The organism is Salinibacterium sp. VpJ6 (assembly GCF_059767345.1).
Map to the genome: position 1 here is coordinate 1,389,226 of NZ_JBSOQL010000001.1, position 15,051 is coordinate 1,404,276.

Consider the following 15,051-nt stretch of genomic DNA (forward strand, 5'->3'; position numbering starts at 1 on the left):
CGGACCGGGCCCGACGCACCCTGATCGTGCTGACATGCACGCGATGGTTTCCGGTGGGGCTGACGATCGGCGTCACTACTCTCATTCCGCTAGAGCGGGGTATGACCCTGTCCCAAATCGGTGTCATCTTCGCCATGCAGGGCTTCGTTGTCCTAGGCCTAGAGCTACCCACCGGAGGTTTCGCAGACGCCCTAGGGCGCCGACCGATTCTCGTGATCTCCGCCCTGGTGGGAATTGGGGCGTCACTGGTATTCGTCACCGCTGACACCTTTGGTGCTTTTGTCGTAGCGCTGGCACTTCAAGGTGTATTCCGGGCGCTGGATTCCGGGCCGCTGGAGTCTTGGTACGTCGACACAAGCCACGCACATGACCCCTCCGTTGCCGTCGAAAGCGCACTGTCGAATGCGGGAACGGCACTCGGTTTGTCTATAGCGAGCGGAGCGCTCATCTCTGGCGCACTGATCGCCTGGCACCCGGTTTCTGCAGTTTCCGCGATCAGCTTCCCCTACTGGTGCGCTATCCCACTCTTTGTCATTCACCTGATCGCCACCACGCTACTCGTGAAAGAACCGACGCTTGGAGCGGGTCAAAGCAGCCTGCGTCGGGCACTCATCTCTGTCCAGCAAGCACCGAGAGTGGTCGCTGGCGGGCTAACAACCCTAATAACGTCCCGAGTGCTATTGGCGCTCGTACTCGTCGAAGTTTTCTGGTCGATCGCGATAATTGCCTTCGAAACTCTCATGCCCATCCGACTCGCGGAACTCGCCGGCGGTGAAACGCAGGCTGGAGCCCTGATGGGGCCCGTGTCGGCTGCAGCATGGGGGCTTTTCGCTCTCGGATCTGCCCTAGCTAACCGCGCGTCCCGCCGCATCGGCGTCGCCTCAACAGCGCTAGTTGCACGCATCCTCAATGGGCTATTTGTCGTAGTCATGGGCATCGTCACTGGCCCACTCGGCCTGATCACCTCGTTCCTGCTGACCTACACACTGCACGGCTCCGCGGGGCCTATGCACCGCGTGTTACTTCACCGACAGGCAACCTCGGGAAACCGCACCACGATCTTGTCCATGAATTCCATGGTGGGAGGGGTGACCCTCAGCATCGGACTGCTTGCCCTCGGCCCCCTCGCCGAATCAACCACCACCGCGACCGCGATTATCGTTGCGGGAGGCTTCAGCGTCCTCGGCGCATTGCTATATCTCCCCGCATGCCGCCAAGAACGTGCAGGAAGGTAGTTACCGAGAACCGCCCGCACGAAGAAGAGGAAAGTCTGTCCGCAGGCCGCTTGGGGATACTCATGCGGGCGAGAGGCCAGAGGTCACTTCGCGCCGAGAGATCCACGCATCGACCGCTGAGTTGAAGAGATCAGGCGATTCGACGTTCCAGGCATGGCCAACACCATCGGCGATCGCCGCCACTGCGTCGGGCATTACGCGCGAGACATGGCGCGCGGACTCTGCCGCAAGCGGCGGTTCGTTCTCGCCTGCGATGACGAGCGTGGGCACGGTGCATGCTGCCAGGCCGTCGAGAGAAACTCCGTCGAAAACGTCGCGAACCATCCGTGTGTAGCTCGACCGCGTGAATCGTGGGATCGTGGAGAGAAACTCTTCGCGCCGGTCGCCTGTCAACCCCATTGAGTTCGCCGCCAGCCGTTGAAATACGCGTGTGCCAGCCATGAGTGACGCTACCCGTTGCACTGCGCGCGGGATGCCGGTCACTTTCGACGTCACGATGCCGGAAATGAACGCGGACTCGATCCGTGCAGCATTCTGGCCGAGCACTCGAAGCGCGACGTCACCGCCCACAGATAGCCCGACAAGGTGCACTTGTTGCGCATCCGCGATCCCGGATACTAGCCGAGCCACTCGGTCTGCAGTCTCGTCAAGGGACCGCCACGGAAGGTGGGCGCTTGCCCCGGAACCCGGCAAGTCGACAGTGACGCAGTGGAAATCCGAAAGCGCAGCGACCTGTCGATCCCATGCCCACCCGGTCCACCCCCACCGTGCAGGAACACAATGACTGGCTTGCCCGGATTCGGACCGATTTCGTGTGCCAGTTCAGCCGCCATCCTCAGACTCTAGTCAGCAGCCGGAGTTCGCGCGCCCATAAGTATTTTGGAGACGCTAGGTGCGAGTGAGCGCATCGCGAGCGGCGCGCTGCGCATCTCCGGCCCCGGCGAGAACCCACCCGAGCAGCCAGCCTGCGCTGCCGAAAGTGAGGACCATGTAGACAACCATGCTGGCGCCAAACAGCACGCTCAACAGGCCGAGCGCGACTAGCGCTGCACCGCCAGCCAATGGGCCCCAGGCGGCGACCCTGGTTTTGGGTGCTGCCGCACGCTGAGCCGGATACCACGCGGCATCAGACGACATCGTCAGCGCGGTACGCACTCCGGCAATTGGATTGCGCTTCAGTAACCCTTGCCCACTTCGCCGGGCGAGCCACAGAATCAACCACCCCGCCAGCATCAGAAAGCCGCCCGTAAGGAACGAGGCGAGCGAGAACAAGAAGGCATCCGACATCGTTCGATCCTACCGAGGCCCCTGCAGCGAAGCGATGCGTCAGACAGACCCGGCTACGCCCACCGGCCAAGCACACACGGCGAACCCAACTTGTCTGAGGTGTAGAGTTGCGAGGCAGACAAACAAAGCGATCGGAGCACCTGCATGGCGCCAGCAGCGCAACAAGGCCGGCTCGCCGCGCAGGCAGCCGAGACCCTGCTCGGGCGCATCCGTGCCGGCGAGTGGCCCCTGGGGCACAAGCTGCCGGGCGAGACGACACTGGCCGCCGAGATCGGGGTCGGGCGCTCAACGCTGCGGGAGGCCATCCGTGAACTTGCCGGCCAAGGCGTGCTCGAAAGCCGCCAAGGCTCGGGCGTCTTCGTTATCTCGACCGACATCGCCGAGGACTGGGATGTCGTGCTGCGTCGAGTCTCCGTCGCATCCGTCATCGAGGCGCGGGTCGCCATCGAGGCCGAGGCTGCCGCCCTCGCAGCGCATCGACGCACACCATCAGACCTGCGGGCTATGCGCCGAGCACTCGCCCGCCGCTCGGGCTCGCACCACTCTGCCGAAGAGTTCGCTGACGTCGACATGGCTCTTCATCGGGAAGTCGTCGCGGCATCCCACAATGAAGTGCTGCTCGAACTGTTCGACGGATTCGTGCCGCGAGTGCGGGTTGCGATGATCGAGATGCTGAAGCTGCGGCCCATCCACGACTACGAGGCAGACCAAGCCGCCCACGCCGCTCTCGTCGAAGCGATCGCCGAGCGGAACCCGGCCTCCGCGGCCGAGTGCAGTCGGGCACACCTCACCGGCGTGCATCGAGCCCTCTCGTGAGCGACGGCACCACCACGAACGACAGTTCCTCCATGAAGGAAAGCACCCCCGTGAACAGCAACCCCACCGTCGTCGAGCTGCGCGGCGTCACCTTCCGCCGCGGCGAGCGCACCATCCTGAACGAGGTCGACCTCACCGTGCGCGCGGGCGAGCACTGGGCACTCCTCGGACCCAACGGTGCCGGCAAGAGCACCATCCTCGGTTTCGTCGGCGCCTCAGCACACCCGACGTCCGGAACCGTGGACATCCTGGGGCAACGCCTCGGGCGGGTCGAACTGCAGGCACTGCGTCGCTCGATCGGTCACGTCAACCCGCGTCATCCGCTTCACGCACCCCTCACGATTCGGGATGTCGTACTCACTGGCTTGACCGGATCCCTCGAGACTCCCCCGCGCTGGGAACCCACCGCGCAGCAGACGCATCGCGCGGTAGAACTCATCGAGCAGCTGGGCTTGGCAGGCAAGGATGCTCACCGGTGGCCGACGTTGTCGCAAGGAGAACGCGGCAGAGCATTCATCGCGCGCGCACTGATCGCCGAACCTGACCTGCTGCTTCTCGACGAACCCAGCACCGGGCTGGATGTCGCGGCGCGCGAGCAACTCCTCGAAACCATCGATGCGCTCACCCACAGCTTTCCGCGACTGGCCTCCATTCTCGTGACGCATCACCTCGAAGAGCTTCCCTCCACGACATCCCATGCCGCGCTCATCGCGAACGGGCGGATCTCGCAGGCGGGGCCAGCCGAACAAGTGCTGACCACCGAAAACGTCACCACCGCCTTCGCACATCCGATCCGCGTCGGGCAACACGACGGGCGCTGGTTCGCGCTCCCGGGCCGCAAGCGGTCGCTCAATCTCGCCGCTGTTTAGAACGGTTTGCAGCACACGTCTGATTCCCCACACCAGAGGCCGCACCAGTTGCGCACTGAGCGGCAGTCAGTCAGTCAGTCAGGAAAACCATCAGTCGAGGTCGTGACGCCTCCAGCGCAGCCCGAAGGGATGCGGGCCCGCGACGTACCAAATGATTGCGCCGACGAGGGGCGCACACAGCACCACGAATGCCCAGATGACCTTCTCCACGTAGACAAGCTCCGTTGACCGATAAATCTGGAACAGCGCGAAGACGATTGCCGCGAGATAGAGGGCTCCGGCTCCAGCACTGGCCGCAATTGCGATTGTCGTATCGATGGCGGATTCTCCTAACTGTGGTGCGCGACGGCGCGCTGAGCAGCTTGAGCTCGATGACGTCGAAGTGCGATCAGCAGCCACGTTCCGACGGCAAGCTGGCCAATGACGACGATGAGGAGCCCGAAGGAGATAAAGTCCACGCCGGCGGGCACTAAGGGATTCATCGGTTCCCCTCCGTTGCCTTCCCCCGCCTGGGTGTAATAAGCCGAAGCCGAAACTGCGGCGGCTACTGTGATCGCCACGAGCGCGAGCGGCACGAGGGTCGCGATCCACTTCTGTCTTCTCGTCCAGATGCGTGAGAACCACACCATCACGACCCCGGCAACTGCGCCGACCACGGGGACAACCATGCCCCCGATCATGACAAGCACGGCTGCGACGATCTCAAACCAAGGAGCACGAGCCACCGGATTCTGTCCTTCGGTCTCAGCTGCCGGCGACTGGGCGCGCGCTTCGGCGGCGATGAATTGCGGATCGCCGAGGTCGCGAATCCGCGCAGCAGCGTCCACAGCACTGAGACCTTCCAGCTCCTCGCCCACCTCACTGAGGATGGCATCGCTGACCTCAGCGGGAACGCCAGCCAGAGCCGATTTCAACTCACTCAGATAGTTGTGGGCAGCCTCTGCAGTTCGCGAATCAGGCATGGTGCGAATCCTCTCCAATGATGTCGTGAACGGTCTGAGCAAATGGCGCCCACTGGCTTCGAAACGTGCTCAGCATCTCGACCCCCAGCGGCGTCAATTCGTAGTATTTGCGCACCGGGCCAGCGTCTGAAACCTCGTCGTAGGTGCTCACCAAACCTTGGGCACGCATGCGAGTCAACATCGGATACAGCGTGCCAATACTCGCGATCAAGTTGTGCGCAATGAGAGTTTCAGACAGTTGCCAGCCGTACATCGGCTGCTGCGACAGAATGCCGAGGATGCAGGCTTCCGCCACCCCTTTACGGAGCTGGGACCCCACATCCACATTGATACTGCGACGGTACCTTGTTAGACAAGCTACCGCAATGGTCCGGCCTCTAGCGGGCGCTGACCGCCGAAAGGGACACCACCGCCCTCACGCATCCGATCCGCGGTGAAAAGTTTCTACTTTCCAGACTGGAAAGTAATACACTTACCCGCATGGAAAGTGAATCCGGCAACCACGACGGCGACGGTGCGCGAGCGCAACTGGATCTCATCACCGCTGACCGGCACGCGCTCGCCCAGCGAGTGGCACAGCATCCGTGGTGGCATACCCTCGCCTCCGCCGCGCTCGCCGCGGTGATCGTTGCCGCACCATTGTCCGGCAGCATGTGGATCGTGACCCTCATTAGCGTCCTCCTCATCAGCGCCTCCACCGCGCTCGACAAGGAGTGCGACAAGAGGATGGGCGTTTCGATCATGAAGCCTGTGGGCCCAAAGAGCCTCGCGGTCGTGATCGCGCTCGTGACGGTCGAAGTCGCGCTATTCGGCGCATCCCTCGGCATCATGTTTTCAGAGCTCTCCGGATCGATCGCCGTGAACTCGGCGCTAGCTGCGGTCGTCATGATCGTCGGGCTCCGGATGCTCAGCCGCACCATGGCGCAGGAAATCCGTCATGGCCACTGAACCCTGGTTCGACGAGTCAATTCACGCGTCCACGAGACTTCGCTTGTGCGCGGTTCTGCGCCCCGTGGACTCCGCCGAGTTTCGAACCCTCACCGAGATCTTGGGGATGAGCGAAGCAAGTCTCTCCAAGACAATCCGCAATCTGGTGGAGCTCGGCTACGCCACGACATCCAAACAACCCTCGCCGCAGCGCGACGATAGTCGGCTGACGACAACCGTGCAGCTCACACCCGCAGGCAAAACGGCATTCGACGGTCACCTCGCCGCAATCTCGGCGCTGGCCAACTCGGACTAATTCGGGCGATATCTCAGGTTCTGTGATTGGCTACGAGCACAAACACACTAGGGAGCAGAGGCGATCATGGCTGCGACATCCAAGGACGAACTCTTGGCAGTGACCCACAAGGAATTCGCGAAGCTGCAGCAGTGCCTTGAGAAGGCGGATGCCGAGTTCGCTGTGGCAAAAAACGCCGACGGCACATCGATCAAAGACATCGTCGGGCACCGCATGAATTGGATCTATTTGTTCCTTGGTTGGTACGAGGATGGCCGCGCCGGCAAGGAAGTGTTCTTCCCCGCGAGGGGCTACAAGTGGAACGATCTCAAGCAATACAACGCCATTATTCGTGCACAGCAGGCCAACCTCGGGTGGGCCGATGCGCGGTCAGCTCTGCAGACAGCACACGACGACCTCGTCGAATTCATCACCGCCAAGTCTGACGCCGAGCTCTATGGTGGCCCGATGGAAGGCGCGAACAACAACTGGACGCCAGGGCGATGGGCCGAAGCAGCAGGCCCCAGCCACTTCAGGTCGGCAGCGAAGTACATTCGCGCGCGACTGCGCGCCCAGACCACACCGACAGCCGACCGCAACGCGTGACGATTATGGTGGCCCCATGAAGTCGCGAACGCTAATGCCGATCGGGGGTGTCCTTGTTGCGGTCGTCGCGTTGGCGATCCTTTCGGGGCGTTGGATCGACACCGCCATCTGGGGCGTCGACGGTGCTCGTGTCATCGACACGACAAGGCAACTCATCCGCGCCGCATCCTCGGATGAGCAGGACGCGCTCGCGTGTGAAGACTTTGCAGCGGACTTTGGCGACGCGCAAGCCTGGAACGGATTGCGTGCCGGAGAACCCGAACAGTTCGATCCCGACAGCTCTTTCGACCGGCCGTCGCTCGACGCGTCTTGGAGCATCAACATCGAAGGATCGAGCGAGACCAGCGACGTCAGCCCAAGTTTTGTCTTCTATCGCGAGAGCGCAAACGGTCTGTGCGTAGCGGACGTCAGGTGGTGAGCGATGGGTCGGGAAGCGGGTAGCGAAAGGTGCGCGCTGGAACTAGTAGTCCCTGCCCTACCCGCCAACCCAAGGTTTAGTTGTGCGCCAGTCCTCAGGGAAGCCCATTTCCCGAGTTGAACGCCTAGGCATCTCGTCGAGCGAACGGCCCGCGAGCGCGCCCACTTTGTGCGCCCAAGTCGAGCCCGGTGATGTCGTCTGGAGAATCCTCGCGATTACAGCGAGAGCGCCGAAGATGTTCTCGCTCTGCCCCTTGGGGAGGCCCTCCAGACCCTCGATTGTTTTCATAGCGGCGGTTGGGGCGGGGACAACCGTTCGGTTCCAAAGCCTCCCATGGTGTGCCGCAATATTCCGGACGACTGACAGTTGTTCGAGCCAGCGAGCCAGTGGATGGTTCTTGAGAGATTTGTTCCGCTGATTTCCGGTGACTTTGGCTAAGTCGACATGCAAACCCAGCCCTTCGGCGACCGCGTATTGATCACTAACCTTCATGCCCTCAAAAAGTTTAGAAACATCGGAGAAGTCGAGAACGTCGACCAGAACCCAGATGGGGATTACCCCGCTGCGCTGGTTTTGGTGATGCTGAATCGAGGGGGAGCGTCTGGAAGCCCGGGTCACGCGTCTATCCGCATCCGAGAGCCAGCCCTGATGATCGAACGTGTCTCGAAAAGTGGATGGGGTTTCGTAGGAGAGTGGCCCGTGAGCGCCGAGCACGTAACTGACTTGGCTGCGGAGCGCCACTTCTACACGCTCGATGCCATCGTGCAGAAGGGTGCGAAGTTTGCGATCAAATTCGTATAGCTCTGTGATTGACGAAAACCTTGTTCCGGCTTCAAATTGATCCGAGCGGCCGACTTTGCCGTCTTTCGATACGGCAATTTGCCGGTAGATATACCAGTAGCCGCTGAGCCGGTAGTAGTTCACGGAGCGGAGCCAACGTTCCGGTTCTCCGTCAAGTTCGAGGCCACGAGTTCTCAGGAGATCGACCTGCTTATTGATCGTCTGATATTTCTTTGAAGGCGCAGGCACAGCCTGATTCTGCCACGTTAAAGAAATCCAGCCCACACCGGAATACCGGGCGGGCTGAACGATTACATACAAACTACCACGCCCCTCAGACATGTGGGCAGTGAGGTTTCGCGACAGAGAATGTTCCGTAACCGGATCCCCTTGCGGACATCCTCACAGGCGCCCACTGTCGGCCGCAACAACAGAGGGCCACGCTCATCACTGCATTCGGGTCGACATCGAGCGGATGCCAAGAACGCGCTGTTAGCCGACGCAGAGGCGTGCGGTCCAGTCATCCATCCGCGCGCGGAGGGCGCTCTCCGTGAGGTCGCTGTATCCGACACCGAGATAGTTCGGGGCCCAGGTTTCAACGCGCGAGGCCGACCGCGCGGCAGCCACCAGATCCCACGAATGGAAGTCGGGAAGGGAATACCCCGATTCGCGCTCGTATTCCGCGAGAAAATGATCGGCCGCATCGATGGATCCGAGGAGTACGAGGTCGAGGCGGCACCATGACACATCCAAGCCGCGTGGAGCGCTGCGAGCACCCGACCAATCGACGACACCAGTGAGCACGTGACCCTCCCACAGGGCATTTCCGCACCAGAAATCGTAGTGCGTGAGAACGTGGTCGGAGAGGTCAAGTTGCTGCCACGCTGTGCGCCCGAGAGTCTCTATCGCGCTGTCACCCGACGGGGTTTCCCACGACAGGGTTCGGAGGCCGACACTATTGAGTTCGTGGATCTGGGCCAATACGGCCGCCATTTGCTCGGCGACCCTGCGCAGTGGCACGTCGGGTGAGGGCGGGCCGCCGGTGACCAACGACGTAACGATGAACGGGCATTCGCCGAACTGACCGGTAGCGACGAGCCGCGGCACACGCGCCCCCAGAGCAGCGACGCGGTCGAGGATTGGCGGCTCGTGCACGACCGCATCGTCCAGTGGCGGGAACACTCTGACGACATACTCGGCGGTCGAGTCCGCGACCACAAGCGTCGTCGCGTGCTGGCCGCCAGCCAGCGGACGCACGAGCATGACCGTGCGCCGCAACGCTTCCGACACCGCCGCGATAATGCCATCCGTCTCCATAGCCGTCACGGTACTCATACTCGCATGCGCGGCACCGCCCTAAGACGAGGCGGTTAGCTGTAGTCGGCCGTGACCGTCTGGGTTGTCGCGTCGAGCGTGATCATTCCGCCGTGGGGAATGATCCACTGGGGTCGGGTGTGGCCGGAAGGGGCACCCGACGCAGGCGACCCCAGGTGAGATGCTAGTCGCGTGACTGCATCCGCGAATCGTGAGAAAGCTGCGATCGAGGTGCGCCCTTACACAGAGCTGGATGCCGCCAGCACGCTGGCCGTCTTCATCGCAGCGGTAACCCAAACGGCATCCGCTGACTACACCGTCGCGCAGACGGAAGCCTGGGCGGATATCGATGCGCGGAACCTGCAGTCGTGGGGCCGCGCGATGGCGGCGCGGAACAGTTTCGTCGCCACCATCGATGAAGAGGTCGCAGGGTTCTCCGATGTGAGCACCACCGGGTACATCGGCATGATGTTCGTCGCGCCGCAATTTCTGCGGCGCGGGGTTGCGCGGCGACTCCTCGCTCACGCAGAAACCGTGGCTCGTGAGGCGGGAGCACGCGTGCTAACAGCCGACGTGAGCCTCACAGCCAAGCCGTTCTTCGAACGTTTCGGATTCGTCGTCACCGCAGAACAGCATCCGGTGAAGCGCGGCGTTGAGTTGACGAACTTCGCGATGCTCAAACCACTGGCCTGATCAGCTCTCGCAGTACGTGATGTTGGCCTCCGGTTCGGTTGAATCAGGTCGCCGAAATACCGTCTTTGCAGCTCGCCATCCCTGAGCTGTGCGCCAGATAATATTGCAGGATGACCGGACCTGAGGGCGCTTTAGGAATGGTGCTCGAAACGATGTCGTGGGTCGGCCTCGTTCCCGGCATCCCGCTGCTCCTTTTCGGCTGGATTCTCGCTCTGCGGGCATGCAAGTGGATCGCGACCACTGCCGAGGTATTCGAAGCGGGTGGCTTTCAGGGCTTTCGCTGGTCCGATGGTGATGGCAGGCAGTATTCCATCCTTCACGAGCCATCCGAGGTTCCGAACATGGATGTCGGCACACACGTCACTCTGTACTACGACCAGTGCCATCCCTCTCGGTGGAGTCTTGCGCGGCCCCGCCGCACGAACGCCGCCACGATCATCGGCTCGATACTCACCGGAATCGGCCTTCTGAGCGTCGTTGCGGGCTTCGCGCTGATGGCGTTCTGACGCGCTGAAATGCGGCGGCACACCTAGGTAGACTGAAGGCGGCCGGCGTGAGCACCCCGGCATCCACCATCTTCTGGGAGAAGCCCCTCGTGACTGACGTCTCAACCAATTCCCGCCAGCATGTTGCCGACACGGTGTCGAACGCCGCCGCAACTCCCGAGAAAGAGCAGCCCTATGGCGCTCTGGGATTGAAAGACGACGAGTACGCGAAGATCCGCGAAATTCTCGGCCGCCGCCCCACCAGTGGCGAGCTCGCCATGTACTCCGTCATGTGGAGTGAGCACTGCTCCTACAAGTCCTCCAAGACATACCTGCGCCAGTTCGGCAAGAAGGTCAACGACAACATGTCGAAGAACCTCATGGTCGGCATGGGCGAGAACGCTGGCGTCATCGACGTCGGTCAAGGTTGGGCTGTGACCTTCAAGATCGAAAGCCACAACCACCCCAGCTACATCGAACCCTTCCAAGGTGCGGCAACCGGTGTTGGCGGAATCGTCCGCGACATCATCTCCATGGGCGCTCGCCCCGTTGCTGTCATGGATGCGCTCCGCTTCGGCGCCATCGACAACCCCGACACCGCGCGCGTTGCTCAAGGCGTGGTTTCGGGCATCAGCTTCTACGGCAACTGCCTGGGCCTTCCCAACATCGGTGGCGAAACCTACTTCGACTCCGTCTACCAGGCCAACCCGCTCGTCAACGCACTAGCCGTTGGAGTGCTGCGCCACGAAGACCTGCACTTAGCCAACGCTCGCGGCGTGGGCAATAAGGTTGTGCTGTTCGGTGCCCGCACCGGTGGCGATGGCATCGGCGGAGCATCCATCCTCGCTTCGGATTCGTTCTCAGAGGGTGGCCCGACCAAGCGCCCCGCCGTCCAGGTCGGCGACCCCTTCGCCGAGAAGGTACTCATCGAGTGCTGCCTCGAACTCTTTCAGGGTGACCTCGTTGAGGGCATCCAAGACCTCGGCGCTGCCGGCATTAGCTGCGCAACGAGCGAGCTCGCCTCCAACGGTGACGGTGGAATGTTCATCGAACTCGAGAAGGTGCTGCTGCGCGACCCCACCCTCACGGCAGAAGAAATTCTGATGTCCGAGAGCCAAGAACGCATGATGGCGATCGTGAAGCCCGAGAAGCTCGAAGGCTTTCTCAAGGTTGTTGAGAAGTGGGATGTCGAAACCAGCGTGCTCGGTGAAGTCACCGACACCGGCCGCCTCATCATCAACTGGCACGGCGAAGAAATCGTGAACGTCGAGCCGCGCACCGTCGCGATCGATGGCCCCGTCTACGACCGCCCCGTTGCGTACCCCAAGTGGATTGACAAGCTTCAGGCCGACAGCGCTTCAGGCCTCGCCCGCCCCAAGGACGGCATCGAGCTGCGCGACCAAATGCTGCAGCTGCTCGCGAGCCCCAACTTGGCCGACAAGAGCTGGATCACCGACCAGTACGACCGCTACGTGCTCGGCAACACCGCGTTGAGCTTCCCGGATGACGCCGGCATGGTGCGCATCGACGAAGAGAGTGGCCTCGGCTTCTCTGTCGCGACCGACGCCAATGGCCGCTTCTGCCAGCTCGACCCCTACGCCGGAGCCCAGCTTGCTCTTGCTGAAGCGTTCCGCAACGTTGCCGCCACCGGCGCGAACCCGGTCGCCGTCAGTGACTGCCTCAACTTTGGTAGCCCCGAGAACCCCGAGGTGATGTGGCAGTTCAGCCGCGCCGTTGAAGGTCTCGCCGACGGTTGCCTCGAGATGGAAATCCCCGTCACCGGCGGAAACGTCTCCTTCTACAACCAGACCGGTGATGTGCCCATCCACCCGACCCCTGTGGTCGCGGTGCTCGGCCTGATCCGCGACGTTGCTGAGCGCATCCCGAGTGGATGGCAAGACGAAGGCAACAACATCTACCTGCTCGGCACCACCTCGCTCGAGCTCGACGGCTCGGCCTGGGCTGGCACCATTCACGACCACCTCGGTGGCCTGCCGCCCAAGGTTGATCTGGCCGCCGAGCGCCAACTTGCCGACCTGATCAAGGCTGGCAACGAGCTCAACATCATCGCCAGCGCCCACGACCTCGCCGACGGTGGGCTTGCTCAGACCCTCGCCGAGTCCGTCATGCGCTTCGGCGTTGGCGCTCGCATCTGGTTGGGCGACCTGCTCGAGCGTGACGAGATCGACGCAGCAACGGCCCTCTTCAGCGAATCGACCGGTCGCATGATCGTGTCGATCCCCCGCGAAGACGACGTGAAGTTCCGCGGACTCTGCGAAGGCCGCGGCTACCCAGCCGTACGCATCGGAGTTACGGATGCTGCCGCTCCCGCCCTCGAAATTCAGGACCAGTTCACGCTGACCCTCGAAGAGCTGCTCACGGCTCACCGCGGAACGCTCGCGGAGGCTTTCGGCGCCTAACGTGCAGTTCATCAAGAGGGTTTACGGCGAGGTCACGGCCGCGCTCGCCCTCGGGGTGATCGCACTCGTCGTCGTGCGAGCCATCACGGAATCACAACCGTGGTGGCTCGCTGCCGCCCTACCGTGGGCGGCGTACGCGCTCTATTTGGGGTTGCTGATGACGCGCCTCGTTGTCGTGCAGCGCCGGCATCCGTGGGTTCAGCTTGCTGCCGCCGGGGTAGCGATCTTTGCCGCCATCCTCGCCGGACCGCTTGCCGTGCTCGTGGCCGCCCTCGGCCTGGCCGTGATCATCGGTTACAACTACTGGTACTCGGTGCAGCACGTCTCCAGCGGGCCGGTCACGGTCGGGCAGCCGCTGCCCTCGTTCCCACTCACCACCGTGGATGGCGCTGTCGTCGACAGCAGCGTGCTCACCCACCAACCGCATGTGATCATGTTCATTCGCGGCAACTGGTGCCCGTTCTGCATGGCCCAGATCAGCCAGATCGCCGACCAGTACCGCGAGCTCGACCGCCGCGGAGTCGCCGTCGCGATCATTAGTCCGCAAAAGCCCGAAGACACCGTCGAACTCTCGCAACGCTTCGACATCCCGGTCACCTATTACATCGATGCGGATGCCTCGGCCGCCGCCGCGCTCGACATCGTGCAGTCCGGCGGCACCCCCGTCATCTTCAGCGCGGGAGCCCCGACCAATGGCGACACCGTCGTACCAACCGTGATCATCACCGACGCCAGCGGAACAGTGCTCTGGGCCGAGCACACCGACAATCACCGGGTGCGGCCAGAGCCGACGACGTTCCTCGACGTGCTCGATCAGTACGGCATCCGCGCGCTCTAGCTGGTTCGCTGTCGCCGCAGCGTCCAGCGCCGTCAGCGCCGTCGTTCAGCGCGCTCGGGCAGCGCGCAGCTCTGCCTCCGCCCGGCAGCACGCGAGAGGTCAATTCGAGGTGTGCGACTCCACGTGAACCGGTCTCCGACTGTCGCGCGACCGCGTGGCCGCGAGTGCAACCTGAAGCGCATCTATCGCCTCCGGCGTTGTGCACTCGACGGGTTGTGCGTGCGTGGCGACGCACTGCAGAAAGTATTCGAACTGCGTCGCGTAGGGATCTTCAGGCGCCAGATCAAGCGATACCGCGGTGTCTCCCGTACTCAGCGAATAACGCGACACTTCAGCGCGATCGTGCGACGTCGCCACGAACTCGTAGCGAGCGACTCCGTGTGAACCCACGATTTCGATCGAGCTGCGAAACGGCACATGGGGCGCGAGGCCCGAGTAACTCAACACCTGCCCCACACGCCCGCCCTCGTAGCGAATCGTTGATTCAACCGGCCCGCCGGGGACTGCCTGCACCGCTGACACCTCGAGCGGCCTCCCGAGCAACAGGTTCACCTGGTCACAGTCGTGGATGCCGAAGTCGACAAGCATTCCGCCAGACTCAGCATCGTTGTGCAACCAGTCGGCCCAGTCCGGAGTGCTGCTCAGCCGAGTGGCTCGCGCGGACAGGACCTCACCGAGCAACCCTGACGCGACATCGCGCCGCACTCGCCGATACCCCTCGAAGAACCGCACAACGTGGGCGACCATGACGATCCCCTCGGCACGATGTGCTTCCTGCGCTATCTCACGCGCATCAGCCATCGTCAACGCGATGGGTTTTTCGAGGAGAACGTTTTTGCCGGCGCGTAATGCCTGCACCGCCAGCTGCCGATGGGTGCCGGTGGGCGTGCAGATCGCGACAACGTCGACGGCATCATCGCGCAACACCCGATTAAAGTCGTCGATAACGAGAGCGGTCGGGGCCGCTTCTAGCGAAGGCCCGGGCGATCGAGCAACCACATAGCGGATGTCAGCAGCACGACCAAGAGAGGCAAGCGCACGAGCATGGCGAGCTCCCATCGCCCCGCGCCCTACTATCGCTATGCCCGTCATTGGTTACCTCCTTG

The 15,051-nt window shown here is 62.6% G+C and carries 18 protein-coding genes and 1 pseudogene; 11 read left to right on the forward strand and 8 right to left on the reverse strand.

The window, feature by feature from the left end; translation table 11 throughout:
* The first annotated feature begins 26 nt into the window (after window positions 1-26).
* Entirely contained in the window at window positions 27-1,235 is a 1,209-nt protein-coding gene (locus ACWTV1_RS06830) for an MFS transporter (protein WP_498505043.1), read from the forward strand.
* 60 nt (window positions 1,236-1,295) lie between these two features.
* Here ACWTV1_RS06830 and ACWTV1_RS06835 read toward each other — a convergent pair.
* Both ACWTV1_RS06835 and ACWTV1_RS06840 read right to left on the reverse strand, forming a co-directional pair.
* Window positions 1,296-1,982: pseudogene (locus ACWTV1_RS06835) on the reverse strand (alpha/beta fold hydrolase); the annotation flags it as partial.
* Window positions 1,983-2,123: 141 nt separating this feature from the next.
* Window positions 2,124-2,522 (reverse strand): SdpI family protein, encoded by a 399-nt coding sequence (locus ACWTV1_RS06840; RefSeq protein ID WP_498504640.1) that lies wholly within the window; start codon window positions 2,520-2,522, stop codon window positions 2,124-2,126.
* Between the two features lie 144 nt (window positions 2,523-2,666).
* Here ACWTV1_RS06840 and ACWTV1_RS06845 point away from each other — a divergent pair, with 144 nt between their 5' ends.
* Together ACWTV1_RS06845 and ACWTV1_RS06850 are read left to right on the forward strand one after the other, a co-directional pair.
* Entirely contained in the window at window positions 2,667-3,338 is a 672-nt protein-coding gene (locus tag ACWTV1_RS06845; protein ID WP_498504641.1) for a FadR/GntR family transcriptional regulator, read from the forward strand.
* A 32-nt stretch (window positions 3,339-3,370) separates the two neighbouring features.
* Window positions 3,371-4,207, forward strand: coding sequence for an ABC transporter ATP-binding protein (locus ACWTV1_RS06850; RefSeq protein WP_498504642.1), 837 nt, complete (start codon window positions 3,371-3,373; stop codon window positions 4,205-4,207).
* Between the two features lie 90 nt (window positions 4,208-4,297).
* On the opposite strand, the gene ACWTV1_RS06855 is transcribed toward ACWTV1_RS06850, so the two are convergent.
* From ACWTV1_RS06855 to ACWTV1_RS06865, 3 genes are read right to left on the reverse strand one after another with little or no spacing between them, the layout of a single operon-like run.
* Complete coding sequence (locus ACWTV1_RS06855) at window positions 4,298-4,606, reverse strand: PLDc N-terminal domain-containing protein (RefSeq protein ID WP_498504643.1); 309 nt, start codon at window positions 4,604-4,606, stop codon at window positions 4,298-4,300.
* On the reverse strand, window positions 4,537-5,169 hold the full coding sequence (locus ACWTV1_RS06860; protein ID WP_498504644.1) for an HAAS signaling domain-containing protein: 633 nt from the start codon (window positions 5,167-5,169) through the stop codon (window positions 4,537-4,539). The genes ACWTV1_RS06855 and ACWTV1_RS06860 overlap by 70 nt, the downstream gene beginning before the upstream one ends.
* Window positions 5,162-5,494 (reverse strand): PadR family transcriptional regulator, encoded by a 333-nt coding sequence (locus ACWTV1_RS06865; protein WP_498504645.1) that lies wholly within the window; start codon window positions 5,492-5,494, stop codon window positions 5,162-5,164. Before ACWTV1_RS06865 ends, ACWTV1_RS06860 begins: the two co-directional genes overlap by 8 nt.
* A gap of 155 nt (window positions 5,495-5,649) precedes the next feature.
* Here ACWTV1_RS06865 and ACWTV1_RS06870 point away from each other — a divergent pair, with 155 nt between their 5' ends.
* From ACWTV1_RS06870 to ACWTV1_RS06885, 4 genes are all read left to right on the forward strand, one after another.
* A complete protein-coding gene (locus ACWTV1_RS06870) occupies window positions 5,650-6,117 on the forward strand; it encodes a hypothetical protein (protein ID WP_498504646.1) in 468 nt (155 codons plus the stop codon).
* Window positions 6,107-6,412, forward strand: a complete 306-nt coding sequence (locus tag ACWTV1_RS06875; protein WP_498504647.1) for a transcriptional regulator — start codon at window positions 6,107-6,109, stop codon at window positions 6,410-6,412. The genes ACWTV1_RS06870 and ACWTV1_RS06875 overlap by 11 nt, the downstream gene beginning before the upstream one ends.
* 66 nt (window positions 6,413-6,478) lie before the next feature.
* Window positions 6,479-6,997, forward strand: coding sequence for a ClbS/DfsB family four-helix bundle protein (locus tag ACWTV1_RS06880; protein WP_498504648.1), 519 nt, complete (start codon window positions 6,479-6,481; stop codon window positions 6,995-6,997).
* Between the two features lie 16 nt (window positions 6,998-7,013).
* Window positions 7,014-7,415 (forward strand): hypothetical protein, encoded by a 402-nt coding sequence (locus ACWTV1_RS06885; protein WP_498504649.1) that lies wholly within the window; start codon window positions 7,014-7,016, stop codon window positions 7,413-7,415.
* Between the two features lie 57 nt (window positions 7,416-7,472).
* Here the strand turns inward: ACWTV1_RS06885 and ACWTV1_RS06890 are convergent, their stop codons facing one another.
* Complete coding sequence (locus tag ACWTV1_RS06890) at window positions 7,473-8,537, reverse strand: Abi family protein (RefSeq protein ID WP_498504650.1); 1,065 nt, start codon at window positions 8,535-8,537, stop codon at window positions 7,473-7,475.
* Between the two features lie 150 nt (window positions 8,538-8,687).
* The gene (locus ACWTV1_RS06895; protein WP_498504651.1) at window positions 8,688-9,530 is read right to left on the reverse strand and encodes a phosphotransferase family protein; all 843 of its coding nucleotides are present in this window, start codon (window positions 9,528-9,530) and stop codon (window positions 8,688-8,690) included.
* Between the two features lie 171 nt (window positions 9,531-9,701).
* On the opposite strand from ACWTV1_RS06895, the gene ACWTV1_RS06900 reads away from it, so the two are divergent.
* From ACWTV1_RS06900 to ACWTV1_RS06915, 4 genes are all read left to right on the forward strand, one after another.
* On the forward strand, window positions 9,702-10,202 hold the full coding sequence (locus tag ACWTV1_RS06900; protein WP_498504652.1) for a GNAT family N-acetyltransferase: 501 nt from the start codon (window positions 9,702-9,704) through the stop codon (window positions 10,200-10,202).
* A 110-nt stretch (window positions 10,203-10,312) separates the two neighbouring features.
* On the forward strand, window positions 10,313-10,708 hold the full coding sequence (locus ACWTV1_RS06905) for a DUF3592 domain-containing protein (protein ID WP_498504653.1): 396 nt from the start codon (window positions 10,313-10,315) through the stop codon (window positions 10,706-10,708).
* An 89-nt stretch (window positions 10,709-10,797) separates the two neighbouring features.
* Window positions 10,798-13,107, forward strand: coding sequence for a phosphoribosylformylglycinamidine synthase subunit PurL (gene purL, locus ACWTV1_RS06910; RefSeq protein ID WP_498505044.1), 2,310 nt, complete (start codon window positions 10,798-10,800; stop codon window positions 13,105-13,107).
* Between the two features lies 1 nt (window position 13,108).
* Window positions 13,109-13,945 carry a peroxiredoxin family protein gene (locus ACWTV1_RS06915; RefSeq protein ID WP_498504654.1) on the forward strand — a complete coding sequence of 279 codons (837 nt, stop codon included), beginning with the start codon at window positions 13,109-13,111 and terminating at the stop codon, window positions 13,943-13,945.
* Between the two features lie 99 nt (window positions 13,946-14,044).
* Here ACWTV1_RS06915 and ACWTV1_RS06920 read toward each other — a convergent pair whose 3' ends face one another.
* On the reverse strand, window positions 14,045-15,037 hold the full coding sequence (locus ACWTV1_RS06920) for a Gfo/Idh/MocA family protein (RefSeq protein ID WP_498504655.1): 993 nt from the start codon (window positions 15,035-15,037) through the stop codon (window positions 14,045-14,047).
* Window positions 15,038-15,051: the final 14 nt, after the last annotated feature.

Bases quoted from the DNA above. Each gene is read 5' to 3' on its own strand.
- ACWTV1_RS06895 (WP_498504651.1), bottom strand. From the start codon at position 9,530: ATGAGTACCGTGACGGCTATGGAGACGGATGGCATTATCGCGGCGGTG.
- ACWTV1_RS06850 (WP_498504642.1), top strand. From the start codon at position 3,371: ATGAAGGAAAGCACCCCCGTGAACAGCAACCCCACCGTCGTCGAGCTG.
- ACWTV1_RS06845 (WP_498504641.1), top strand. From the start codon at position 2,667: ATGGCGCCAGCAGCGCAACAAGGCCGGCTCGCCGCGCAGGCAGCCGAG.
- ACWTV1_RS06920 (WP_498504655.1), bottom strand. From the start codon at position 15,037: ATGACGGGCATAGCGATAGTAGGGCGCGGGGCGATGGGAGCTCGCCAT.
- ACWTV1_RS06885 (WP_498504649.1), top strand. From the start codon at position 7,014: ATGAAGTCGCGAACGCTAATGCCGATCGGGGGTGTCCTTGTTGCGGTC.
- ACWTV1_RS06840 (WP_498504640.1), bottom strand. From the start codon at position 2,522: ATGTCGGATGCCTTCTTGTTCTCGCTCGCCTCGTTCCTTACGGGCGGC.
- ACWTV1_RS06860 (WP_498504644.1), bottom strand. From the start codon at position 5,169: ATGCCTGATTCGCGAACTGCAGAGGCTGCCCACAACTATCTGAGTGAG.
- ACWTV1_RS06880 (WP_498504648.1), top strand. From the start codon at position 6,479: ATGGCTGCGACATCCAAGGACGAACTCTTGGCAGTGACCCACAAGGAA.
- ACWTV1_RS06875 (WP_498504647.1), top strand. From the start codon at position 6,107: ATGGCCACTGAACCCTGGTTCGACGAGTCAATTCACGCGTCCACGAGA.
- ACWTV1_RS06905 (WP_498504653.1), top strand. From the start codon at position 10,313: ATGACCGGACCTGAGGGCGCTTTAGGAATGGTGCTCGAAACGATGTCG.
- ACWTV1_RS06870 (WP_498504646.1), top strand. From the start codon at position 5,650: ATGGAAAGTGAATCCGGCAACCACGACGGCGACGGTGCGCGAGCGCAA.
- ACWTV1_RS06890 (WP_498504650.1), bottom strand. From the start codon at position 8,537: ATGTCTGAGGGGCGTGGTAGTTTGTATGTAATCGTTCAGCCCGCCCGG.